This is a genomic window from Pseudoxanthomonas japonensis (genome assembly GCF_043632995.1).
In the GTDB taxonomy this organism is placed as follows: domain Bacteria; phylum Pseudomonadota; class Gammaproteobacteria; order Xanthomonadales; family Xanthomonadaceae; genus Pseudoxanthomonas_A; species Pseudoxanthomonas_A japonensis.
Genome location: NZ_CP171632.1, coordinates 2,827,353 through 2,849,939, shown reverse-complemented (window position 1 = coordinate 2,849,939; position 22,587 = coordinate 2,827,353). Strand labels below are relative to the sequence as shown.

At 65.1% G+C, this 22,587-nt stretch carries 18 protein-coding genes and 1 pseudogene; 17 read left to right on the top strand and 2 right to left on the bottom strand.

Features of this window, described 5'->3' with window-relative positions; all coding sequences use genetic code 11:
• The first annotated feature begins 20 nt into the window (after window positions 1-20).
• Window positions 21-641 carry a hypothetical protein gene (locus ACGHX3_RS13285; RefSeq protein ID WP_394695249.1) on the top strand — a complete coding sequence of 207 codons (621 nt, stop codon included), beginning with the start codon at window positions 21-23 and terminating at the stop codon, window positions 639-641.
• A gap of 32 nt (window positions 642-673) precedes the next feature.
• Window positions 674-1,573 carry a dihydropteroate synthase gene (folP, locus tag ACGHX3_RS13280; protein WP_394695248.1) on the top strand — a complete coding sequence of 300 codons (900 nt, stop codon included), beginning with the start codon at window positions 674-676 and terminating at the stop codon, window positions 1,571-1,573.
• Between the two features lie 84 nt (window positions 1,574-1,657).
• On the opposite strand, the gene ACGHX3_RS13275 is transcribed toward folP, so the two are convergent.
• Window positions 1,658-4,066: a hypothetical protein gene (locus tag ACGHX3_RS13275; protein WP_394695247.1), complete on the bottom strand. Its 2,409-nt coding sequence runs from the start codon at window positions 4,064-4,066 to the stop codon at window positions 1,658-1,660.
• 528 nt (window positions 4,067-4,594) lie between these two features.
• On the opposite strand from ACGHX3_RS13275, the gene miaA reads away from it, so the two are divergent.
• The 6 genes from miaA to ACGHX3_RS13245 all read left to right on the top strand — a co-directional run bounded on the left by miaA (window position 4,595) and on the right by ACGHX3_RS13245 (window position 9,860).
• Entirely contained in the window at window positions 4,595-5,551 is a 957-nt protein-coding gene (gene miaA / locus ACGHX3_RS13270; RefSeq protein WP_394695246.1) for a tRNA (adenosine(37)-N6)-dimethylallyltransferase MiaA, read from the top strand.
• Between the two features lie 167 nt (window positions 5,552-5,718).
• Window positions 5,719-5,997 carry an RNA chaperone Hfq gene (hfq, locus tag ACGHX3_RS13265; protein WP_162336232.1) on the top strand — a complete coding sequence of 93 codons (279 nt, stop codon included), beginning with the start codon at window positions 5,719-5,721 and terminating at the stop codon, window positions 5,995-5,997.
• A gap of 34 nt (window positions 5,998-6,031) precedes the next feature.
• Window positions 6,032-7,372, top strand: coding sequence for a ribosome rescue GTPase HflX (hflX, locus tag ACGHX3_RS13260; protein WP_213600418.1), 1,341 nt, complete (start codon window positions 6,032-6,034; stop codon window positions 7,370-7,372).
• 219 nt (window positions 7,373-7,591) lie between these two features.
• Window positions 7,592-8,719 carry an FtsH protease activity modulator HflK gene (hflK, locus tag ACGHX3_RS13255; protein WP_394695245.1) on the top strand — a complete coding sequence of 376 codons (1,128 nt, stop codon included), beginning with the start codon at window positions 7,592-7,594 and terminating at the stop codon, window positions 8,717-8,719.
• The gene (gene hflC, locus ACGHX3_RS13250) at window positions 8,716-9,579 is read left to right on the top strand and encodes a protease modulator HflC (RefSeq protein ID WP_394695244.1); all 864 of its coding nucleotides are present in this window, start codon (window positions 8,716-8,718) and stop codon (window positions 9,577-9,579) included. The genes hflK and hflC overlap by 4 nt, the downstream gene beginning before the upstream one ends.
• Window positions 9,580-9,674: 95 nt before the next feature.
• Window positions 9,675-9,860: a DUF2065 domain-containing protein gene (locus ACGHX3_RS13245; protein WP_394695243.1), complete on the top strand. Its 186-nt coding sequence runs from the start codon at window positions 9,675-9,677 to the stop codon at window positions 9,858-9,860.
• A 222-nt stretch (window positions 9,861-10,082) separates the two neighbouring features.
• On the opposite strand, the pseudogene ACGHX3_RS13240 reads toward ACGHX3_RS13245, so the two are convergent.
• Window positions 10,083-10,436: pseudogene (locus tag ACGHX3_RS13240) on the bottom strand (endonuclease domain-containing protein); the annotation flags it as partial.
• 452 nt (window positions 10,437-10,888) lie between these two features.
• On the opposite strand from ACGHX3_RS13240, the gene ACGHX3_RS13235 reads away from it, so the two are divergent.
• From ACGHX3_RS13235 to ACGHX3_RS13195, 9 genes are all read left to right on the top strand, one after another.
• The gene (locus tag ACGHX3_RS13235) at window positions 10,889-12,181 is read left to right on the top strand and encodes an adenylosuccinate synthase (RefSeq protein ID WP_162336238.1); all 1,293 of its coding nucleotides are present in this window, start codon (window positions 10,889-10,891) and stop codon (window positions 12,179-12,181) included.
• A gap of 243 nt (window positions 12,182-12,424) precedes the next feature.
• Window positions 12,425-12,736: a hypothetical protein gene (locus tag ACGHX3_RS13230; RefSeq protein WP_313929661.1), complete on the top strand. Its 312-nt coding sequence runs from the start codon at window positions 12,425-12,427 to the stop codon at window positions 12,734-12,736.
• A gap of 129 nt (window positions 12,737-12,865) precedes the next feature.
• Window positions 12,866-13,183 (top strand): hypothetical protein, encoded by a 318-nt coding sequence (locus ACGHX3_RS13225; protein WP_394695242.1) that lies wholly within the window; start codon window positions 12,866-12,868, stop codon window positions 13,181-13,183.
• A 147-nt stretch (window positions 13,184-13,330) separates the two neighbouring features.
• On the top strand, window positions 13,331-13,636 hold the full coding sequence (locus ACGHX3_RS13220; protein WP_394695241.1) for a hypothetical protein: 306 nt from the start codon (window positions 13,331-13,333) through the stop codon (window positions 13,634-13,636).
• 292 nt (window positions 13,637-13,928) lie between these two features.
• Window positions 13,929-14,816: a restriction endonuclease gene (locus ACGHX3_RS13215; RefSeq protein ID WP_394695240.1), complete on the top strand. Its 888-nt coding sequence runs from the start codon at window positions 13,929-13,931 to the stop codon at window positions 14,814-14,816.
• Between the two features lie 74 nt (window positions 14,817-14,890).
• Complete coding sequence (locus ACGHX3_RS13210; protein ID WP_394695239.1) at window positions 14,891-17,074, top strand: N-6 DNA methylase; 2,184 nt, start codon at window positions 14,891-14,893, stop codon at window positions 17,072-17,074.
• Complete coding sequence (locus ACGHX3_RS13205) at window positions 17,071-18,147, top strand: virulence RhuM family protein (RefSeq protein ID WP_394695238.1); 1,077 nt, start codon at window positions 17,071-17,073, stop codon at window positions 18,145-18,147. Before ACGHX3_RS13210 ends, ACGHX3_RS13205 begins: the two co-directional genes overlap by 4 nt.
• The gene (locus tag ACGHX3_RS13200) at window positions 18,144-19,427 is read left to right on the top strand and encodes a hypothetical protein (RefSeq protein ID WP_394695237.1); all 1,284 of its coding nucleotides are present in this window, start codon (window positions 18,144-18,146) and stop codon (window positions 19,425-19,427) included. The genes ACGHX3_RS13205 and ACGHX3_RS13200 overlap by 4 nt, the downstream gene beginning before the upstream one ends.
• 389 nt (window positions 19,428-19,816) lie before the next feature.
• Window positions 19,817-22,528, top strand: coding sequence for a type I restriction endonuclease subunit R (locus ACGHX3_RS13195; protein WP_394697293.1), 2,712 nt, complete (start codon window positions 19,817-19,819; stop codon window positions 22,526-22,528).
• The last annotated feature ends 59 nt before the right edge of the window (window positions 22,529-22,587 follow it).

Below are 22,587 nucleotides of genomic sequence, written 5' to 3'. Positions count from 1 at the left end.
TTCGCGGCGTTGCCAGCGTGATGACGAAAGGCCAGACTGGTGTCTGGCCTTTCTTTTTGGCCATGGCCATCGTCGGCAGGGGTGCCGAAGGGCCAACACGCCGACCACGGGGAGATGTCGTGAAAGGGGATGCCATGAAAGCGATCCGGAAGGGAGTCATGCTGCTCGGGTCCGTGTCGATGATGCCGTTTGCGCACGCCGCGGATTTCACTGCGCAGCGCTCCGTGCCATTCGCAGAGGATTCGATCGTCGCCGGAAACATCAAGCGGGAGTGCCCCATCGGCACCCAGCTGACCGATGCGCTGGTGCGCTTCGCCTCCGCCGGGGGCCATCGCGTTGAACTGGTGGAGACGCTGGACACCGCGTCGGGGCAGGCACTCAAGCTGGAATTCCATGACGCGCAGAGTGCGGGCAACGCCTGGATGGGCCATCGCAAGTCGGTCACCGTGAAAGGCTGGCTCTACCGCGATGGACAGCAGGTCGCGAAGTTCGTCGCGCGCCGGAACTCCGGAGGCGGATTCGCCGGCGGATTCAAGGGCTCATGTGCGGTGCTGGAACGGACCGTCAATGCCATCGGCAAGGACGTGGCGGGGTGGTTGAACAACCCGGTCGACGGTGGCCAACTCGGCGACCTTCGCTGACGCGACCTGCGCATCACAACGGGACCACGCTCATGTTCGACACCATACCTCAACTGGACTGCGCCGGCCGCATCCTCAAGCTGGACCGCCCGCAGGTGATGGGCATCGTCAACGTCACGCCGGATTCCTTCTCCGATGGCGGCGCGCACGACACCACCGACGCAGCCGTGGCGCATGCGCTTTCGCTGGTGGAGCAGGGCGCGGACCTGCTCGACATCGGTGGCGAGTCCACGCGGCCGGGCGCCGGCGAGGTGCCGCTGGAGGAGGAACTCCGTCGCGTGGTGCCGGTGATCGAGCAACTCGCCGCGCGCGTGGACGTGCCGATCAGCGTCGACACGTCCAAACCCGAGGTGATGCGTGCAGCCGTGCAGGCGGGCGCGGGCATGATCAACGACGTCTATGCGCTGCGCCGTGAGGGTGCACTCGACGCGGCGGCCGCGCTCGGCGTACCGGTGGTGCTGATGCATATGCAGGGGGAGCCGCGTTCCATGCAGGCCGCACCCGGGTACGACGATGTCGTCGGCGAGGTGCATCGCTTCCTCGCCGAGCGCATCTTCGCGGCCGAGATGTCGGGCATCGCGAAGCAGCGCATCGTCGTCGACCCGGGCTTCGGCTTCGGCAAGGACACCGCGCACAACCTGCAGCTGCTCGCACAGCTGCAGCGCTTCGTCGAACTCGGGGTGCCGGTGCTGGCCGGCCTGTCGCGCAAGCGCAGCATCGGCCAGCTCACCGGCCGCGACGTGCCGGCGGAGCGCGTGGCCGGATCGGTCGCCGCGCACCTGATCGCCGCGCAGCGCGGCGCGGCCATCGTGCGTGTGCACGATGTGGCGGCCACCGTGGATGCGCTGAAGGTCTGGAACGCCGTGGCCGCGGTACCGCTGCCGCGGCAGGCCGCCGTCGCACCGTCCATCCGCTGGCCCGACGACGACTGACGGAGGCCCAACAAAAAACCGCCAGGGGCATGCGCCGCTGGCGGTCAGGGTCGTGCATCGCCGGCGCCACGCGCCGGATCCTGCTCAACGGGTCAGGCTTGCGCGGGCCGTGCGCGGCGTCGTGGCGGTGCCGCGGGTCAGCGGACGCGTCTGCTCGATCACCGCCGAGGACAGCGTCTGGGTACTGGGAGCGCTGCCGGCGACGACCGGCTGCGACGTCGCGCTCGTGTTGCGGGTCGGCGTCAGTGGCTGCGAACCGTTGACGAGCGTCGGGCCGCCGCCGGTGGCCTGCTTCCACTGCCGCAGCAGCGCGCGCAGGGCTTCAGGCTTGTTGGTGGACTCCGCGCGGCTGACCTGGTTGACGCTGTTTTCGCCATGGCAGCCCGCACAGGTACGGATCTCGCCGGGCTGCATCGTCACCCACACGCGTTCGCGCACGACCGGTTCGCCGCTGGCGTCGGTGGTCTGCCAGGCAAGCGCGCGGTTGGCGGGAACGAACACCGCGGTCGAGCCGTCGGCGGCAATCTTGGTACTGCCCGCCGGCCCGCCCGTATTGGCCACGTTGTACTGGCTGCTGGCCATCGGCTGGGCGAGGACGCGGCGTCCTGCTTCCACGCCGGGATAGCCGCGGACCTGGTTGCCCTGCAGGATCTGGTAGTGGCTGATCTGGTAGACCTTGCCGGTGGCCTTCGCGGTTTTCACCCCACCCGGGACTTCCAGGTTGAAGGGCTGCTGCAGGTCACCGCGGTCGCGGCTGGTCTGGTTGCGGGTGACGAGCAACGACAGGTTGTTGGTCTTAAGCCAGTTGCGCAACGCCGCTTCGTCGACCTGCTCCTCGGCCAGCACGGCCCGCTCGGGGGCTTCCAGGGCCCAACTGCCGGCCGTGGGACGCTGGCGCGCGAGGACTTCCACCGGTTCGATTTCCCACAACAGGCCGTCGAAGCTCTGCAGGGTGTCCGGGCTCCACCACGAGAGCGTCTTGCGGACGCCCGAGGTCAGCGCACTGCCGGCGACCAGCATGTTCGATGCGTCGGTCCGCAACTGGTACAGCCGGAACTGGGTGGAGGTCTGCACCATCGGGCTGGTCGTGTAACTCGCCAGCAGCTGGCCGGTGCTGATCGGCAGCGGGTTGCGGAAGCGGCCCGCGGACAGGCTGTTGCTGACCGCCGCGGGCGACGCGTCCTCGAACACCATCTGCTCGGCGTTGAGCGTCGGCGCGCCGGTGAAGCGCACGATCTGGTCGCTGGTCATCGAACCGAACTCGCGCGCGTAGATGCCGTAGTACGTACCCGGCGTGCGGGGATCCTCGCGGATCTGGAAGATGCCGCCGTCGTTGCGGATGTACTTCTTGTTGGCGATGATCGAGGTGTTGGTGTTGTCCGACATCGCGCTATCGGTGGCGAACGAACGCTCGATGTAGCCGAACATCAGCTCGTGCCGGCCGATGTGGTTGAGCGTCAGCTCCTCGGTGCCGTCCTGGTTCATCTGCCACGGCGTGAACAGGTTGAAGGTGAACGCGTTGACGCGACCGTACGCCGCCGACGTCTGGCCCAGTCGCGATTCGGGGAAGTTCTCCGCCTGGCGCCCGATGTTGGCCGCGCCCGCTGCCTCGCTGGCGTAGTTGGTCGCGCCGAAGGTGCCGGCGTCGGCCTGCTGGTCGCGCTGCAGGTGGTCCCAGCGGGTGAAGATCACGCGTCCGTAGCTGTCGATCGTCGGCGAGAAGGCGCCGCTCGGCGTGTGGTTGAGCAGCCGCAGCTCGCCGGTGGAAGGCGTCAGGCTGTACAGGCCCACCAGCGTCGGCGTGCTCTCGTACTCGTCCAGCTGCGGATACAGGTGGGCTTCGCCGGTACGCGGGCGGTCCGATGCGAACAGGATGCGGTCGTCGCTGGCGTACAGGGGGGACACGTTGTTGTAGGTCGTCGGCTGGCCGGCGACCTTGGTGATCACCGCGGTCTGGCCCTGCGCCAGGTTGGCGACTTCATAGAGCTGCCAGCGCGTGTTGACGCTCTCGTACTGCTTGGTCGGCGCGCCGATCAGCATGCTGAAGACGGCCTTCTTGCCGTCCCAGTGCACCGTGGGCTCGCGCACGGCGATCGCATTCGCGCCCTGGCGGCCTTCCATGCCGAAGCCGGCTTCCCGGGTGAGGTTGCGCAGGGACCCATCGGGATAGCGGATCATCAGATCGCCGCCGCGCGGTACCGCGGCCATGTCGGTCATGTGGTTCGCGAACGCGGACAGCCGCCCGGCAAAAATGTCGCCGGCAGTAGGCACCTGGGCGACGAACATGATCGGCGTGGTGGGTGCCGAGGTCGCGACCGCGGCGCTGGCGGCGACGCGTGCCTCCGCGGCCTGCGCCGTGGCTTGGGCTGGCGCGCTGGCGGCGGTTGCCGTTTCCTCGACAAGGGGTTCGGAGCCGGTGCAGGCGGTCAGCAGGGTGCCGAGGGCCAGGATCAGCGCGGTGTTGCGCAGGACAACGAGCGTGTTTCGGATCATGCAGGCAAAGGTCTTCACGGGGGTGGCGTACACACCCCCAGGCATCGAGGATCCGTGTCGGCACGGATCCCTGGCGCATGGCAGCGGGTGCAGGTCTACGCTTCAGTCCGTCCTGCTTCCACATGTGGAAGCCCCCGTCGGACCGGATGAGCCGTAAAAAAGCGGCCCATCACGCGCCATCGCAGGATAAAGGGGTTTCTTCAAATAGCCAGCCCGGGTTTTCCATAACGCGGACTGCGCCACAAATCATCGGGACGCATTGCCCGCAGTGTGTGGGCCATCGCGATTGCCACGTGCGCCAGGTACGCGCTTGCCGACGTGCACTGACGTGGCGTGCGGCGTGTTGCCGATGCCGCGTCGGCGGTGGTGGCGTGCGACGGTTCCCTGCAGGCCTTGGCGGACCCGTGCGACCACATGTCGCTCCTCCGATGAAGCGCGGCCCGGCCCGGGAGTGGACCGTCCTCCCCGGATACCCCGTCGCGTGGGTTCGTCGCAGGGGGGCCTGCGCAGGGGTGCGACAATGACCACATGCCACTCGACGCCCGCCCGCTCGCCATCGCCATCATGGGCCCGACCGCGTCGGGCAAGACGGCGTTCGCGCTGGACGTGGCCGAGCGTTTCGGCGGGGAGATCGTCAGTGTCGACTCCGCGCTGGTCTATCGCGGCCTCGACATCGGGGCGGCCAAGCCGACGGCGGACGAACAGGCGCGCGTGCCACACCACCTGCTGGATGTGCGCGATCCCTGGCAGACGTATTCCGCCGCCGAGTTCGCGCAGGATGCACGACGCGCGATGGACGACATCGTCGCGCGCGGCCGCCTGCCGGTGCTGGCGGGCGGCACCGGCCTGTACTTCCAGGCCCTGCTCGAAGGCCTGGCCGAGATGCCCGCCGCCGACGCCGCACTGCGCGCCGACATCGCCGCGCAGGCGCAGGCCCGCGGCTGGCCCGCGCTGCATGCCGAACTGGCCCAGGTCGACCCCGCGGCGGCGGCCCGCATCCACGCCACCGACCCCCAGCGCATCCAGCGGGCGCTGGAGGTGTACCGCCTGACCGGCAGGCCGATCAGCCAGTGGCAGCAGGACACCCGCCGTGTGCGGCTGCCATTCCGGGTGCTGAAGCTGATCCTGGCGCCGAGCGACCGCGCCGTCCTGCACGACCGCATCGCGCGACGCTTCGACCTGATGCTGCAGCAGGGTTTCCTCGACGAAGTCCATCGCCTGCGCGCGCTGCCCGCCATGCAGGCGGTGGCCGCGCCGTTGGATCTGCCGGCGGTACGTGCCGTCGGCTATCGCCAGGCCTGGGAGTATCTGGACGGGCAGGGCAGTGCGGCGGAATTCCGCGAACGCGCCATCGCCGCCACGCGCCAGCTCGCCAAGCGCCAGCTGACCTGGCTGCGCGGGGAACTGGACGCGCGCTGGTTCGGTCCCGCCACCGATCGCGCCGGCCTGGACACGGCATTGCGGCTGTTCCTGCCCACTTCGTGAGCCGTTCGGCTCGCATTCTCCGGAATTGGGACCAGTTGCCGGACTCGGCAACGCCCCATCGGGTCGATGTTGTGTAACATCGGGGCTTCCGGGCGGCAGGGGAGCAGTTCGCCGGCCCGGTACGGCAGCACATACCTAACTATAAGAACGCAAGGCGGGAGTACGTCATGTCCAAGGGGCAATCCCTGCAGGATCCTTTCCTGAATGCACTGCGGCGCGAGCGCGTCCCGGTGTCGGTCTACCTGGTCAACGGCATCAAGCTGCAGGGCACCATCGAATCCTTCGACCAGTTCGTGGTCCTGCTGCGCAACACCGTCAGCCAGATGGTCTACAAGCACGCCATCTCCACCGTGGTGCCGGCGCGCAACGTGCGCGTGGGCCCGGGCGGCGGCTACGTGCAGCAGGGTGACGAGGACGCGGAAGGCGTCGACGACGAAACCGCGTGATAATGCGTGCCTCGATTGAAGAGGCACGACCCCATTGTTTGAAAGATCCCGCAAGGGCGAGCATGCGCTGCTGATCCAGCCGCATGCCGGCGGCCGTCCCGACGACGGCCTCACCGAAGAGTTCAGCGACCTGGCGCGCTCGGCCGGCGCCACCATCGCCGCGCTGCTCACCGCGCGCATCGACCGGCCCAATCCGTCCACGCTGATCGGCAGCGGCAAGCTGGAGGAAGTGAAGGCGGCCGCGGATGCCACCGGCGCCGACCTGATCCTGGTCAACTTCCCGCTGTCGCCGGGCCAGGAACGCAACCTGGAAAAGTTCCTGGAGCGCCGCGTGCTGGACCGCACCGGGCTGATCCTCGACATCTTCGCCCAGCGTGCGCGCAGCCACGAAGGCAAGCTGCAGGTGGAACTGGCGCAGCTGCGCCACATGGCCACGCGCCTGGTGCGCGGCTGGACCCACCTGGAACGCCAGCGCGGCGGTTCCATCGGCCTGCGCGGCCCCGGCGAAACCCAGCTGGAAACCGACCGCCGCCTGCTGCAGAAGCGCGTCGAGCAGTTGCAGAAGCGGCTGGAAAAAGTCGAAGTGCAGCGCACCCAGATGCGTCGCGCCCGCGTGCGCAGCGAACTGCCGCGCGTGGCGCTGGTGGGCTATACCAATGCCGGCAAGTCCACGCTGTTCAACGTGCTGACCGGTGCCGAGGCCTATGCGGCCGACCAGTTGTTCGCCACGCTGGACCCCACCGTCCGCCGCATCGACCTGCCCGGCGGTGCGGTGGTGCTGGCCGACACCGTCGGCTTCGTGCGCGACCTGCCGCACGAACTGGTCGCGGCATTCCGTTCCACGTTGAGCGAAGCGCGCGAGGCCGACCTGCTGCTGCATGTCATCGACGCCGCCGATCCGCACCGCGAGGAACGCATCGCGCAGGTCGACGAAGTGCTGCAGGAGATCGGCGCCGGCGACCTGCCGCAGATGCTGGTGTTCAACAAGATCGACCGCATCGAAGGCGCCGCACCGCGCCACGACCAGCCCGATCCCGGCGTCGAGGAAGGCGAGGCGCCCAGCGCCGGCATGGGCCGCGAACGCGTGTGGCTGTCCGCGCGCGACGGGCAGGGCATCGACCTGCTGCGCGGTGCACTGGCGCAGCGGCTGGGTTTCCAGCGGGTGCGCGGCGAACTGCACCTGCCGGCCAACTCCGCGCGCCTGCGCTCGCGCCTGCATGCGCTGGGCGCGGTGCTGGCCGAGGACTTCGAAGAGAACGGCTGGCGCGTCACCGTCGACCTCGCCCTGGCCGATGCCCAGCGGCTGGCTTCGCAGGCGGGCGGGCACCCGCTGGAAGCGTTGCTGCCGCAGGTGGAAAGGGAAGACTGGCAGTAGGGGTGCCTGCATCGGTTGTCGTGGGAGCGACGTAAGTCGCGAATGGGACGTGCATGGACTCGGCTGGGTCGGTAAAGCCATCGCGACTTACGTCGCTCCCACGACGGGTTGCTCGCTCCATGACCATCCGGCCTTGCCTCCCGGCCGGGCCGTCCCTATCTAGTAGAATCGAAACCTGCGCCGGCCCCGGCCGCGCGAATCTTTCAGAATGGAGTGGGCATGGCCTGGAACACCCCTGGCAGCGGCAGCGGCGGATCTGGCAACAACGGCAACCGGAACAACAACTGGAAGCCGCGCACCCCGCAGGGAGGCGGCGGCATCGGTGACGTGGTCGAACGCCTGCGTGGCCTGTTCGGCGGTGTCGGCGGCGGTGGCAATCCGCTGCGCTGGGTCCTGCTGGGCATCGGCCTGCTGGTGCTGTTCTCCAGCTTCCAGCTGATCGGCGAACAGGACCGCGGCGTCGTGCTGCGCTTCGGCCAGTACACGCGCACCATGCAGCCGGGCCCGAACTTCAAGTTCCCCTGGCCCATCGAGAGCGTCACCAAGGTCAACGCCACCGGCGTGCGCACCTTCAGCAACAGCCTGCCGGTGCTGACGCGCGACGAGAACATCATCACCGTGTCGTTCAACGTGCAGTACCGCGTCGGCGATCCCAAGCTCTTCCTGTTCGGCACCACCGACGCCACCCGCGTGCTGGAGCAGACCGCCCAGAGCGCCGTGCGCGAAGTGATCGGCCGCTCCGACCTGGACGCCGCCCTGAACAACCGTGGCCCGCTGTCCGCCACCGCCGGCACCGCGCTGCAGGCCTCGCTCGAGGCCTACCGCACCGGCCTGGTCGTCACCGAGCTGAGCCTGCAGGACGCGCGTCCGCCGGAAGCCGTCAAGCCGGCCTTCGACGAGGTCAACAGCGCGCAGCAGGAAAACGAACGCGTGGTCAGCCAGGCCCGCGCCTACGCCGCCAAGATCGTGCCCGAGGCGCGCGGCGACGCGCAGCAGATCCGCACCCAGGCCGAAGGCTACAAGACCGCCGCCATCGCCAAGGCGACCGGTGACGCCACCCGTTTCAGCCTGCTGCTGGACGAGTACCGCAACGCCCCGGAAGTCACCCGCAAGCGCCTGTGGCTGGATACCGTGCAGCAGGTGCTCGCCGGCAACCGCAAGGTGGTCGGCGGCGACAGCCGCCAGCTGATCTACGTGCCGATGGGCAACAGCGCCCAGGCCACGGCGCAGCCGCCGGCCGGCGTGATTCCCACCGAAGTGCTGCCGCAGGTCGAAAGCACTCCGTCCAGTTCCCGCAATTCGGCACGCAGCCCACGCCCGGCCGGCCGTGAGGAGGCGCAGCCATGAGGAATTCCCTGATCGTCGGCATCCTGGTGGCCGTGCTGCTGGGCCTGATGGGCTCGGTGTACGTGGTGCGCGAAGGGCAGGTCGGCCTGGTGCTCAACCTCGGCCGCGTGGTGCGCAGCGAGATCGGCCCCGGCCTGCACTTCAAGCTGCCGCTGGTGGAAACCGCGCGCGTCTTCGACCGCCGCTTCACCGCCAACGAGTTCCCGCCGGAGCGTTCGCTGACCTCCGAGCGCAAGGACGTCAGCGTCGACTTCATCGCCATCGGCTTCATCGTGAACGCGGCGGACTTCTACCGTGCCACCGGCGGCCAGGCCGAACTGGCCACCGAGCGCCTGGCGCCGATCATCAAGGAGTCGCTGCGCAACGAGATCAACTCGCGCACGCTGACCCAGCTGGTGTCGGGCAACCGCAACGAACTGATCGAGAAGCAGCTCCCCGCCATCAACGCCGGCGCCAAGAACCTGGGCATGCAGGTGGTGGACATCCGCTTCAAGCAGATCGATCTGCCCACTGACAGTGAAGTCATCGACCAGGTCTACAACCGCATGCGCGCCGAGCGCTCGCAGGTGGCCAGCGCCTTGCGTGCGCAGGGCGCCGAGCAGGCGCGGATCGTCGAGGCGCAGGCCAACCGCGATGTCGCGGTGCTGCTGGCCGAGGCCGAGCGCGACGCGCAGAAGCTGCGCGGTGAAGGCGATGCCGAAGCCGCCCGCATCTACGGCGAGGCCGCCGGTCGCGACGCCTCGTTCTACGCCTTCCAGCGCAGCCTCGAGGCCTACCGCGCCTCGTTCAAGGACGGGCAAGGCGTGATCGTGCTGGACAAGAACGACCCGTTCCTCCAGTACATGCGCAGCGATCGCTGAGCAGTCCTGCACCGGCCGCCCAAGGGCGGCCGGTTCCGTTCCACCGTCCGTAACGCCCGCCGCCATCGCCCGCCGCCGCGATGAAGGAAGCCTCCATGTCCGAACTCTGGTCCGCCCTCTGCCTGGTCGCCATCCTCGAAGGCCTGGTGCTGTTCGCCATTCCCGCCAGCTGGAAGCGCGCCGCGGTGCAGCTGCTGCGCATGTCCGACGGCCAGGTGCGCGCGGTGGGCGGGTTCATCGTGATCTTCGGGCTGACGTTGCTGTGGGTGGTGAAGCGCTGAGGGGGGCGTTTGCTGAGGGAAGAGCGCCCCTCATCCGGCCTTCGGCCACCTTCTCCCCGCTTCGCAGGGAGAAGGGAGCAATCAGGGCTTCGCTTTTCCTTCTTCCGCTTCGTGAAGAGGGAGCAATCAGGGCTTCGCTTTTTCCTTCTTCCTGCTTCGTAAGGAGGAGGAAGCGATCAGGGTTTCGCTGTTTCCTTCTCCCTGCGAAGCGGGGAGAAGGTGCCCGGAGGGCGGACGAGGGGCGAGCGCGGTGAGGATCGCCGTCAGCACCGCGTCCGTCTCGCGCAGCACGGTGTCGTTCCAGAAGCGTAGAACGCTGAAGCCTACGCGTTGCAGATAAGCGGTGCGAAACGCATCGTGCGCAATGCGCTCGAGATGCTGGCTCCCGTCCAGTTCGATCACCAGTCCAGCTTCCACGCAGGCGAAGTCGGCGAAGTAGGGGCCGATCCGGTGCTGGCGGCGGAATTTCCATCCCTGCAGGCGACGGTTGCGCAATCGCCACCACAGTCGCCGCTCGGCTTCGGTCTGCTCGCGGCGGAGGTGGCGTTCGCGTTCGTGGTCCAGGGTGCTGCGCATGGGCGGTCTCCGGTGGGTTGGAGACAGCGTCGTTGGCTGGGACCGTGCTGAGCATCGGGAAAGGGCGCGGGATCGGATAGGAAAGCGCCCCTCATCCGGCCTTCGGCCACCTTCTCCCCGCTTCGCAGGGAGAAGGGGAACCGGTGCTTGGTGTTTCCTTCTCCCCGCCTGCGGGGAGAAGGTGCCCGGAGGGCGGATGAGGGGCAGCGTTTCGCGCCGTTCCTGAACACGCCTGCTTTCCCCCGCCAGGGTAGCCCCCGTCCCCCTAAACCCGGATAATGCACAAAAGCCGGACGGGCTCCCTGCGTGGGAAGACCGCCGGCTTTTTCCGTGTCTGGACCTGGCGTGGCGGGCGGTTCCCCGATGGAGCCTGCCGGCATCAGTGGCGCCACCACCCAGCGCGACCCTTCCGGCGGCCCCGATGGCCGCCACCAATCGAGGAGTTACCCGTCATGGGTCAGTCAGTCGTCGTTCTCGGCGCCCAGTGGGGCGATGAAGGCAAGGGCAAGATCGTCGATCTGCTCACCGAGGAAATCGGGGCCGTCGTCCGTTTCCAGGGCGGCCACAATGCCGGCCACACGCTCGTCATCGGCGGCAAGAAGACCGTCCTGCACCTGATCCCGTCCGGCATCCTGCGCCCCGACGCGCTGTGCCTGATCGGCAACGGCGTGGTGCTGTCGCCGGCCGCGCTGATCAAGGAGATCGACGAACTGGAATCGGCCGGCGTGGAAGTGCGCTCGCGCCTGAAGATCTCCCCGGCCACGCCGCTGATCATGCCGTACCACATCGCCCTCGATCAGGCCCGCGAGAAGGCCGCCGGCGGCAAGGCCATCGGTACCACCGGCCGCGGCATCGGCCCGGCGTACGAAGACAAGGTGGCGCGTCGCGGCATCCGCGTGGCCGACCTGCATTACCCCAAGCAGCTGGAAGAACTGCTGCGCACGGCGCTGGATTACCACAACTTCGTGCTCACCAAGTACCTGGGTGTCGAGGCAGTCGACTTCCAGAAGACCTACGACGAAGCGCTCGCCTTCGGCGAGTACGTGCAGCCGATGAAGTCCGACGTGGCCGGCATCCTGCACGACCTGCGCAAGCAGGGTAAGCGCGTGCTGTTCGAAGGCGCGCAGGGTGCGCTGCTCGACATCGACCACGGCACCTATCCCTACGTCACCAGCTCCAACACCACCGTCGGCGGTGCGTTCGCCGGCACCGGCGTGGGTGCGGACGCGATCGACTACGTGCTGGGCATCTGCAAGGCCTACGCCACGCGCGTCGGCGGCGGTCCGTTCCCGACCGAACTGGACGACGACGTCGGTCAGGGCATCCGCGACCGCGGCCAGGAATACGGCGCCTCCACCGGCCGTCCGCGCCGCTGCGGCTGGATGGACATCGTCGCGCTGAAGCGCGCCGTCGCCATCAACGGCATCTCCGGCCTGTGCATCACCAAGCTCGACGTGCTGGACGGCATGAAGACGCTGAAGATCTGCATCGCGTACGAGTACCGCGGCAAGCGCACCGAATACGCGCCGCTGGATGCGGGCGGCTGGGAAGAGTGCACGCCGGTCTACCTGGAATTCCCGGGTTGGGACGAGAACACCCACGGCATCACCGAGTGGGACAAGCTGCCGCCGGCCGCGCGTGCCTACCTGCGCGCGCTGGAGGAACTGTCCGGCTGCCCGCTGGCCATCGTCAGCACCGGCCCGGACCGCGACCACACCATGGTGCTGCAGGATCCGTTCGCGTAACCGGTCATTCGTTCCGGCGCGCGTTGTCCTGTGACGCGACGCCGGCGCGACATATCAGGGGTGCACGGATGCACGCCGCAGTGAAAGGAAGCCCCGCGAGCGCGGGGCTTTTTTTGTGCGACGAGGGCTGGCCGCTTGGTGCGGCGTCCCGCTTGCAGATGTCCTCCTTCCCCTGGTTGCGACCGCGTCGGCCATTCCGTGCCGTCCGTGCGCGTGCGCGCCTGTTCCGCCGAGACGCTTCCCATGTACGAGCCCAACGACCCTGCGCACTACCACGACCTGGACGCGGACGACGCCGCGTCGGCCGCCACGCTTCTCGACCGTCGCGACCCCACGCCCGCGGACGATCCCGTCGCCTTGCGCTCGGGCCTGTCGCGCGCGCAGCTCGATACGCTGGAAACGATGGAGAGCTTCCACTGGCGGTTGGGCTTCGTGCGCTGGCCGGTGTTCAAGGCCGCCATCCCGGTGTTGTTCAACCGCGACGGCACGCGCTACGTGGTGATCCGCGAAGACGGCAGCATCGACGAGCGTCCCACGCTGCAGTTGCGGCAGTGACGCAGGCCCCGCGCCGCGGCGGCAGCGCGTTGGCGGCACAGGTCTTGCAACGTCATCACGCCCCTCAATGGCGGCCGTTCGCGGCCGTTACGGAGAGCAGGTGTCGCTGGTAACCGCTGGAGTCCCCCCATGTACCGTTCTGCCGCCCGAGCCGCCGTCATCACCGGGCCCTGGCCTTCCCCCGCGCCGACGAAGGCGCCCACCACGACCGAGCGCCGCCAGGCCGTGCCGGCGACGGACGCCGAGGCGCTGCGCGCGGGCCTGACGCCGGCGCAGCTGACGACGCTGGAAGCGCTGGAAATCTTCCAGTGGCGGCTCGCCTTCGTGCGGCGCCCGCTGTTCCAGGCGCCCATCCCCGTGCTGTTCGACCGCGGGGACACGCGCTACGTGGTCATCGAGGAAGACGGCACGCTCAACGAGCAGCCCACGCTGACCTTGCGCGCCTGAGCGGGCAGGGCGCGTCGACATGGCTGAACCGGCGCTACATCCGCCGGATCCATCCTCACGTTTTGTTCCTGTCGGCCGATACAGGGTGTAGCCCTGCGCGCGTCGACGGCGCGCGTGTACTTCCACGCCATCAGGAGCCCCCACCGGATGACGGACCCGCACCGCCCCCGCAACCCCACCGAGCCGGACGCCCCCGGCGCCGCTCCCCGCAGTCCCGAGCGCCGCAAGGGCGCGCCGAAGATGGACGACGCCACGCTGCTGGCCGGCCTCACCCCGGCACAGCAGGCGACCATCGAGACCATGGAAACCTTCCACTGGCGCCTGAAGTTCGTCCGCCGCCCGCTGTTCAAGACCCCCATCCCTGTGCTGTTCAACCGCGAGGGGGATCGCTATGTGGTGGTGAACGAGGATGGGACGATTGATGAGCAGCCGACGCTGACGTTGCGCGATTGAGGTCGTCGTAACGCATTCGAGCATCGCCCGTCACAGGCGTCCTCGCTGTTCGCGAATGGCGAACGCCACCACGACACAAGGCAGCGCCCGGCGCGCGCGATCCCCGCGTTCCCTTCTCTCCGTGTAACGGGAAGAAGGTGCCGAAGGCGGATGAGGGGCGCTCTTCAGTGAGCCACGCCTGGGCCGAAGAAGTTGGCCGTCAAGCGCATGTTCGCTCCGATTTCCGGGCGTTTTCGTTGAGCGGATGTGAACGTCGGCGTACAGTTCCCCGACCACGTAGGAGGGGAGCGCTGTGGCGGACGTCACCAAGGCCAGGACTGGCCAGCTGATTCGCAAGCTATTCGAGATTCTGATCGCCCAGCCAGATGGCATGAAGGCCGCGGATGCGCTGAAAGCGCTGGAGCAGGCAGTCAAGCTGACAGATTACGAGGCCGGGGACTATTCCTCGGGCGGGCGCCGCTTCGAGCGCATCGTCCGCTTTGCCACGGTCGCGTGCGTCAAAGCCGGCTGGTTGATCAAGCACAAGGGTGTCTGGTCGGTCAGTGATGAGGGTAGGACTGCATTCGCCGCCATCAAGGATGCGGAAGCGTTCTACCGTCAAGCCGAGAAGCTCTACTGGAAGTGGCGCAAGGCACAGCCTGCTGCGCTGGAAGAGGACCAAGCGGAGGAGGCGGCGGAGAAGTCCGCGGTCATCACGCTGGAGCAGGCGGAGGAAATGGCCTGGAAGGAGATCGAGGATTTCCTGGCCGAGATGCCGCCCTACGAGTTCCAGGATCTGGTCGCCGAACTGCTCAAGGCGATGGATTACCACGTGGCCTGGGTAGCGCCGTCAGGCAAGGATGGCGGAGTGGATGTTATCGCCTACAACGACCCGTTGGGCACGCGCCCGCCGCGCATCAAAGTGCAGGTCAAGCGCAACGCCAATTCGCCGCGGATCGATGTCATCGGCCTGCGCAGCTTCATGGCGGTGCTGGGAGAGGGCGATGTCGGCCTCTTCGTGGCGCTGTCCGGCTTCACCAAGGATGCGGAACTGGAAGCGCGCCAGTCGCACCGCCGCATCACCCTGCTCGATACCACCAAGCTGGTGGAGCTGTGGACCACGCATTACGCCAAGTTGGATGACGGCGCGCGGCGCAGGTTGCCGCTCAAGCCGGTGTGGTTTCTTGCCGGTGAAGACTAGGGCTTAAGCGACAGTCGTTGCCGTTGATCCATTTTCGATGCCGCGTACTGCGCATCGATACCAGAACTACAAGAATGAATATCAAGAACCACGAAGAGCTAAAAAGCACCATTTGGGAAATCGCCAATCGCCTGCGCGGCCCTTATCGTCCGCCTCAGTACCGTCTCGTCATGCTGCCGATGGTCGTGTTGCGTAGGCTTGACTGCGTGCTTGAGCCCACCAAGGACAAGGTGTTGAAGCAGCATGAAAAGCTTCTGGCGAAAGACACTCCCGAGAAAGCCTTGCACAGGCTGTTGGGAAAGGCGGCGGATCCCGACCGGCAGTATCCCTTGTACAACGTCAGTCAGTACACATTCGCCAAGCTACTGGGTGATGCGGAGAACATCGCGCCAAACCTGATCAACTACATCAACGGCTTCTCTCCGGATGCGCGTCGCATCTTTGAGCGGTTCAAGTTCACCGATCAGATCGAGAAATTGGATGCCAGCAATCGACTCTTCACCATCGTCAAGGCGATGGCGGAGGTCGACCTGCACCCCGATCGCATCGACAACTTGCAGATGGGGTACCTGTTCGAGCACTTGATCATGCGGTTCAACGAGCAGGCGAACGAAGAGGCTGGCGACCATTTCACGCCGCGCGAGGTCATTCGTTTGATGGCGAATCTGATCTACACCGGAGAGAAAGACGTTTACAAGTCGGGCATCTACCGGACCATCTATGACCCCACCTGTGGCACCGGCGGCATGCTGTCGGAATCGGAGAAGTTCATTCTCGCCCAGAATGCGCAGGCGAATCTGGCGTTGTACGGACAGGAATACAACGACGAATCCTGGGCCATCTGTTGTTCGGACATGCTGATCAAGGACGAGGACACCAGCAGCATCGTGCTCGGTGATACCTTGGGTGATGGCAAGACCAGGGACGGATTCGAGGGCGAGCGGTTCCACTACATGATGGCCAACCCTCCGTTCGGTGTGGAGTGGAAGGATCAGAAGGCGGTCGTCGAGAGGGAGCATGGCACCCATGGCTTCGGGGGGCGCTTCGGTGCCGGCCTGCCGGCCATCAATGACGGCTCGTTGCTGTTTCTGCAGCACATGATCCACAAGATGCATCCATACGCTGAAGATAGCGAAGACAAGCCGGGGTCCAAGATCGCCATCGTCTTCAACGGTTCGCCGCTGTTCTCTGGTGATGCAGGTTCCGGCCCGTCCAACATCCGTCGTTGGATCATCGAGAACGATTGGCTGGACGCCATCGTCGCCCTGCCGGATCAGTTGTTCTACAACACCGGCATCTACACTTACGTGTGGCTGGTGAGCAATCGCAAGCCCGTTGAGCGACGTGGCAAGGTGCAGCTGATCGACGGGACCCGCTTCTCCCGCAAGATGAAGAAGAGCCTCAACAACAAGCGCAACGAGATCGCGGATGAGCAGATCGAAGCGCTTACCCGACTGTACGGTAGCTACCGCGACGGGGAGACCGCTGAGGTGATCGTCGACCACAAGACCGGCGAGAAGGAGACCCGCGTGGTGTCCCGCATCTTCGAGAACCGCGACTTCGGCTTTCTCAAGGTGACGGTGGAGCGCCCGTTGCGCATGAATTTTGAAGCCAGCCCGGAGCGTATCGCGCGGCTCGATGAGCAGTCCGCATTCGCCGGTCTCACGACGTCGAAGAAGCGCAAGGATGAGAAGGCCGCGAAGCGGGAGATCGCAGAAGGGGAGGCTATGCAGCAGGCCATTCGAGACCTGCTTGCCGCGCTCGGTCGAAAAGGGCGTTACATGGATCGCGCTGTATTCGAGGCTGACCTTGCCAAGGCAGCGAAGAAGGCAAACATCAGTGTGCCGACCCCTATTCGCAAGGCCATCTTCAGCGCGCTGGGCGAGCGTGACTCCAAAGCCGAGATCTGTCGCAGCAAGGGTCTACCGGAAGCCGACAGCGAACTGCGCGACACGGAGAACATCCCGTTGCCAAAGGGCACGGCACTGCCTTTGCCGATGGCCTTCGGCCCAGACAAGCCCAACGACGCGCTGGTGGAGGCATTTCGCGACACGATCGAAGACTACATGGCGCGCGAAGTACTGCCGCATGTGGACGATGCCTGGGTGGACTACGGCAAGACCAAGGTCGGCTACGAGATTCCCGTCAACCGCCATTTCTATGTGTACAAACCGCCGCGTCCGCTGCCGGAGATCGAATCCGATATCCGTAAGCTGGAGGGCGAGATCGCCGGTCTGCTGAAAGGATTGCTGGCATGAGCAAGGATGTAACCATCACCGCGGAAGGTGAACTGCTGATCTATCCCGCTGGAGAGGGCCGTATCCGCGTGCTGTTGGCGGGCGAGACGGTCTGGCTGACCCAAGCCCAGATCGCGGCGTTGTACCAGACCACGCCGCAGAACATCACCCAGCACCTGAAGGCCCTCTACGCCGAGGGAGAATTGGATGAGTCGGCAACCTGTAAGGATTACTTACAAGTTCGTCAGGAGGGTGCTCGCACCGTCTCACGCCGACCCAAGCACTACAGCCTGGACGCCATCCTGGCCGTGGGCTACCGGGTTCGGTCGGCGCGCGGCACCGAGTTTCGCCAGTGGGCCACGGCGCGCTTGTCGGAATACCTGGTCAAGGGCTTCGTGCTGGACGACGAGCGGCTGAAGGGCCATGCGGGTCCGGTGGATCACTTCGACGAGCTGCTGGCGCGCATCCGCGAGATCCGCGCCAGCGAGTCCCGGGTATACCAGCGCATCCGGGAGATCTTCGCCATGGCGGTGGACTACCGCGAGGGCGAGGAGGACACGCAGCGGTTCTTTGCAATCATGCAGAACAAGATGCACTACGCGGCCACCGGTCTGACGGCGGCAGAAATCGTGCGCCAGCGCGCGGACGCGGCGCAGCCCAATATGGGGCTGAGCACCTGGAAGGGTGGGCGGGTGTTGAAGCAGGACGTATGCACCGCGAAGAACTATCTGGATGCGCGGGAGGTCGACACCCTCAATCGCATCACGGTGATGTTCCTGGATCAGGCAGAGTTCCGGGCGATGCGGCGGCAGGACATCCGGCTGGCGGACTGGGATGGTTTTCTGGACAAGTTCCTGCGCGACACAGAACTTCCCGTATTGGCGAACGCAGGCAAGGTCAGCCAGTCGCAGGCGAAGGATTGGGCCGAGCGTCAGTACGACGCTTTCTCCGAAAGGCGGAGGATGGAGGCAGAGCAGGTCGCAGAAGCCAGATACCTGGCTGACCTGCGGAGCGCAGCGGAGACGTTGAAGGCTGGCAGCGCAAATAAAACCAAGAAGAGATCGAGTAAGCCGCTCTCTGGAGGCGAGTCGTGATCTTCAATCCAGGCATGCCGGGGACGCGCCTTAAGTGGGCCTTCGAAAGCTGCAGGAATGGTGCGTGGGGTAGCGAGCCCGACGGTGAAAACGATGTTGTCTGTATCCGGGCGGCGGACTTCGATGGGCAGTCTGGCCGTTTGAACGCGGGTGAGCGTACGCTGCGGTCCGTTGACAAGACTGCGTTTGACAAAATTTCGCTGCAGCCCGGCGACCTGGTGATGGAGAAGTCTGGCGGCGGCGAGAAGCAATTGGTGGGTCGAACGGCGTTGTTCGATGATGATCGGCCCAGCGTGACGTCCAACTTTCTTGCCCGCTGTCGCCCTGCCGAAGAAGTCGATCCTGCTTTTCTCAACTATCTGATGCTGGCGATCTATGTGGGGCGGGGCACCTACCCGCATATCAAGCAGAGCACAGGAATCCAGAATCTTGACCTGGGTAGCTACCTGGATATGCGCGTCCGAATCCCGGGGCTGACCGTCCAGCAGCGCGTAGTCCGATTCCTTGACGAAAAGACCGCGCGCATTGATGCCCTGATCGAGAAGAAAAGGGTGCTACTGGATCGGCTGGCGGAAAAGCGTCAGACCATGATCACCCATGCTGTTACCAGCGGTCTGAATCCTGGTGTTCAGATGAAGCCATCCGGTGTCGAATGGCTTGGCGAGATACCTGCGCATTGGAATGTGCGAGGGCTTACGAAGTGCACCTGGCGCGTGGACTATCGGGGCGCGACGCCAGAAAAAGCGACTATTGGTGTTTTTCTTGTAACCGCCAAGAACATTAAGGGTGGGCGTATCGACTACGAGGCTTCGCAGGAGTTCGTCTCCGAGGACATCTACGAGCACGCAATGCGTCGCGGATTGCCGGCGATTGGCGATGTTCTCTTCACTACCGAAGCGCCATTGGGCGAAATCGCTCAGGTCGATAGGACGGATATTGCGCTTGCTCAACGAGTCATCAAGTTCTCGTCCTCCACGCGAGATCTGCACAATGATTACTTGGCATATTGGATGATGTGTTCACCGTTTCAGGCGCAGATACACAGTCGGTCAACTGGCTCAACTGCAATCGGACTGAAGGCCAGCAAGATCGTGGATCTGCCGTGTTTGCTGCCGCCGGTTGATGAGCAAATCGCCATCGCGAACGAGATCAAGGCTGGATTGGAAAGATTTAGGGAGGCTGAGGCTATGGTCGAAAGATCGCTAGACCAGCAAATCGAATACAGATCTTCCCTAGTCTCCGCCGCCGTCACCGGTAAGCTCCCCGAACTCAACGGATAAGGATTCCGCGCATGTCCGGCCACTCTGAACACGCCTTCGAAACTGCCATCGAAATCGGCTTACTAGCCAGCGGCGGCTACCAGAAACGTGTGCCGTCCGAGTATGACGAGGCGCTGGCGCTGTTCCCGGCGGATGTGATCGACTTTCTCAAGGACAGCCAGCCTGCGCGCTGGCAACAGTTGGAGGCGCTCCTCGGGGCTCGCACCGAAGCCATCGTGCTGGACGCTCTGGCCAAGGAACTGGAGATCAAGGGCGCGCTGCATGTGCTGCGCCACGGTTTCAAGTGCTACGGCAAAACCCTGCGCCTGGCCTACTTCCGCCCCAACTCCGGCATGAACCCCGAAGCGGCCGCCAAGTACGCGCACAACCGCCTGACCATCACCCGGCAGGTGGCTTTCACGTCCGTGCTCAAGCGACCGGACGGCAAGCCCCGGCGCTGCATCATCGACGTGACGCTGGCGGTCAACGGTCTGCCGGTGGTGACGGTGGAACTGAAGAACCCCCTGACCGGCCAGCGCGCCCGTGATGCCATCCATCAGTACCAGCATGACCGCGACGAGCGCGACCTGCTGTTCGCGTTCAAGCAGCGCGCACTGGTGCATTTTGCGGTGGACCCGGACGAAGCCTGGATGAGCACACGACTCAAGGGCAGGGAAACCGTGTTCCTGCCCTTCAATCGTGGCGACCAGCACGGCGCGGGCAATCCTCCGGTGCAAGGCAACTGGAAGACCCACTACCTGTGGGACGAAGTGCTGACGGCAGATAGCCTGCTCGACATCCTCCAGCGCTTCATGCACCTGGAGGTCAAGGAGCGTCAGATCAAGACCGACAAGGGGGTGCGCAGCGTCCGCAAGGAGGCCATGATCTTCCCGCGTTATCACCAGTTGGAAGCCGTGCGGCGACTGGTAGGACACGCGCGCGAGAAGGGAGCGGGACACAACTATCTGGTGCAGCATTCGGCCGGGTCCGGCAAGTCAAACTCCATCGCCTGGCTCGCGCATCGGCTGGCCAGCCTGCACGACGCCCAGGAAGAGAAGGTCTTCCATTCGGTGGTGGTGGTCACTGATCGCCGCGTACTTGACCAGCAGTTGCAGAACACCATCTACCAGTTCGAGCACAAAACGGGCGTGGTGGAAAAGATCGACGAGGACACCCGCCAGCTCGCCCGCGCGCTGTCGGCTGGCACGCCCATCATCATCAGTACGATCCAGAAGTTTCCGTTCATCGCCCGCGCGCTGGCGAGGCTCGAGGCCGATGGCGAGGAGGTCAGGATCGATACTGCCGGCAAGCGCTTTGCCGTGATCGTGGACGAAGCGCATTCCTCGCAGAGCGGTGAGACCGCCATGGCGCTGCGCGGCATGCTTAACCGGGATGGCATCGAGGCCGCGGTAGCCGCCCAGCTGTCCGACGAAGAAGATGACGATCTGGACGAGTCCACTCGTGCGGCCATCCTGCGCGAGGCCCAAAAGCGTGCGCGGCAACCCAATCTCAGCTTCTTCGCCTTCACCGCCACACCCAAGTTCAAGACCAAGGTGTTGTTCGATACGCCGGGGCCATCGGGAGAATCGCCGTTCCACGAATACAGCATGCGCCAAGCCATCGAAGAGGGCTTCATCATGGACGTGCTGGCCAACTACACCACCTACAAGCGCTTCTTCGGCCTGATCAAACAGGTTGAGGACGACCCGGAAGTGTCGCGAAAGCAGGCGGCGAAGGCGCTGACCCGTTACATGGAACTGCATCCGGTCAACATCGGGCAGGTCGTGTCGGTTATCGTCGAGCACTTCCGCGTGCATGTGATGCATGAGCTGGGCGGGCGCGCCAAGGCGATGGTGGTCACGGGTTCGCGATTGGCGGCGGTCAAATACAAGCTGGCCTTTGATCAGTACATCAAGGACAACGGCTACGAGGGTATCCGTTCGCTGGTGGCGTTCTCCGGCTCCGTAGAGGATCCGGAGGACCCCGGAGCGTCCTACACCGAAGTGTCGATGAATGACGGTTTGGCGGAAAGCGAACTGCCGGAAATGTTTGAGCGTGACGACTACCGCGTGCTGTTGGTGGCGGAGAAGTACCAGACAGGCTTCGACCAGCCGCTGTTGCAGACCATGTACGTGGTCAAGAAGCTCGCGGGTGTGCAGGCGGTGCAGACGTTGTCGCGCCTCAATCGCATGGCGCCGGGCAAGAAGCGGACGTTTGTACTGGACTTTGCCAACAAGGAAGAAGACATTCACAAAGCTTTCAAGCCCTACTACGAAAGCACGCCGATCAGCGATAACGCGGGTCCGGGGAAGCTGTCCGAACTGCAGCACAAGCTGCTGGCGCCCGCGATCTTTACGCCGGCGGACGTAGACGCCTTCGCGCAGGCTTGGTACCGGCCCAAACGCGAGCATTCGGGCAGCGACCACAAGCAGATGAATGCCGTGCTGGATGGCGTGGTGCAGCGTTTCAAGGCTCAGCCCGAGGAGAAGCGGGATGAGTTTCGAGGGCTCCTGACGGCCTACCGTAATCTCTATGCCTTCCTGTCGCAGATCGTCCCATATCAGGACACCGATCTGGAGAAGCTCTACACCTTCGTTCGCAATCTGGTGACCAAGCTGCCGTTGCAGGATGAAGGCAACGCGTTTGTATTGGATGATGAGGTAAGCCTGCGCTACTACCGGATGCAGCAGCTTACCGACGGTTCCATTGACCTGAGCAAAGGCGAATCGTATCCACTGAAAGGTCCAACCGATGTGGGAACTTCGCGCGTGGCGGATGAAGAGGTGCCACTGTCTAGTCTGGTGGAAAAGCTCAATGTGCGTTTCGGGACCGACTTCACCGAAGCCGATCAGTTGTTCTTCGATCAGATCAGAGTTTCGGCCGAAGCGAGCGATCAGGTCAGAGAGGCAGCCAAGGCGAACAACCTGGGTGATTTCACGTCGTATCTCGAACGAATGCTGGACGAGCTCTTCATCGAGCGGATGGAGGGTAACGAGGAGATTTTCTCGCGCGTGATGACGGATCGGGCATTCCGGCTCGCCGCTAGCGAGCATCTGGCATTTGATCTGTTCGAGAAGATTCGAGCGTCTCAACAGGACGGTGGCCCTCATTCGGGGATCTGATCAAAGATGTTGCGAGTTTTGCTTGCGATACCTACTAGTGGGGCACCAAGAAGCCTATA

Bases quoted from the DNA above. Each gene is read 5' to 3' on its own strand.
- ACGHX3_RS13285 (WP_394695249.1), top strand. From the start codon at position 21: ATGACGAAAGGCCAGACTGGTGTCTGGCCTTTCTTTTTGGCCATGGCC.
- folP (WP_394695248.1), top strand. From the start codon at position 674: ATGTTCGACACCATACCTCAACTGGACTGCGCCGGCCGCATCCTCAAG.
- ACGHX3_RS13275 (WP_394695247.1), bottom strand. From the start codon at position 4,066: ATGATCCGAAACACGCTCGTTGTCCTGCGCAACACCGCGCTGATCCTG.
- miaA (WP_394695246.1), top strand. From the start codon at position 4,595: ATGCCACTCGACGCCCGCCCGCTCGCCATCGCCATCATGGGCCCGACC.
- hfq (WP_162336232.1), top strand. From the start codon at position 5,719: ATGTCCAAGGGGCAATCCCTGCAGGATCCTTTCCTGAATGCACTGCGG.
- hflK (WP_394695245.1), top strand. From the start codon at position 7,592: ATGGCCTGGAACACCCCTGGCAGCGGCAGCGGCGGATCTGGCAACAAC.
- hflC (WP_394695244.1), top strand. From the start codon at position 8,716: ATGAGGAATTCCCTGATCGTCGGCATCCTGGTGGCCGTGCTGCTGGGC.
- ACGHX3_RS13245 (WP_394695243.1), top strand. From the start codon at position 9,675: ATGTCCGAACTCTGGTCCGCCCTCTGCCTGGTCGCCATCCTCGAAGGC.
- ACGHX3_RS13235 (WP_162336238.1), top strand. From the start codon at position 10,889: ATGGGTCAGTCAGTCGTCGTTCTCGGCGCCCAGTGGGGCGATGAAGGC.
- ACGHX3_RS13230 (WP_313929661.1), top strand. From the start codon at position 12,425: ATGTACGAGCCCAACGACCCTGCGCACTACCACGACCTGGACGCGGAC.
- ACGHX3_RS13225 (WP_394695242.1), top strand. From the start codon at position 12,866: ATGTACCGTTCTGCCGCCCGAGCCGCCGTCATCACCGGGCCCTGGCCT.
- ACGHX3_RS13220 (WP_394695241.1), top strand. From the start codon at position 13,331: ATGACGGACCCGCACCGCCCCCGCAACCCCACCGAGCCGGACGCCCCC.
- ACGHX3_RS13210 (WP_394695239.1), top strand. From the start codon at position 14,891: ATGAATATCAAGAACCACGAAGAGCTAAAAAGCACCATTTGGGAAATC.
- ACGHX3_RS13205 (WP_394695238.1), top strand. From the start codon at position 17,071: ATGAGCAAGGATGTAACCATCACCGCGGAAGGTGAACTGCTGATCTAT.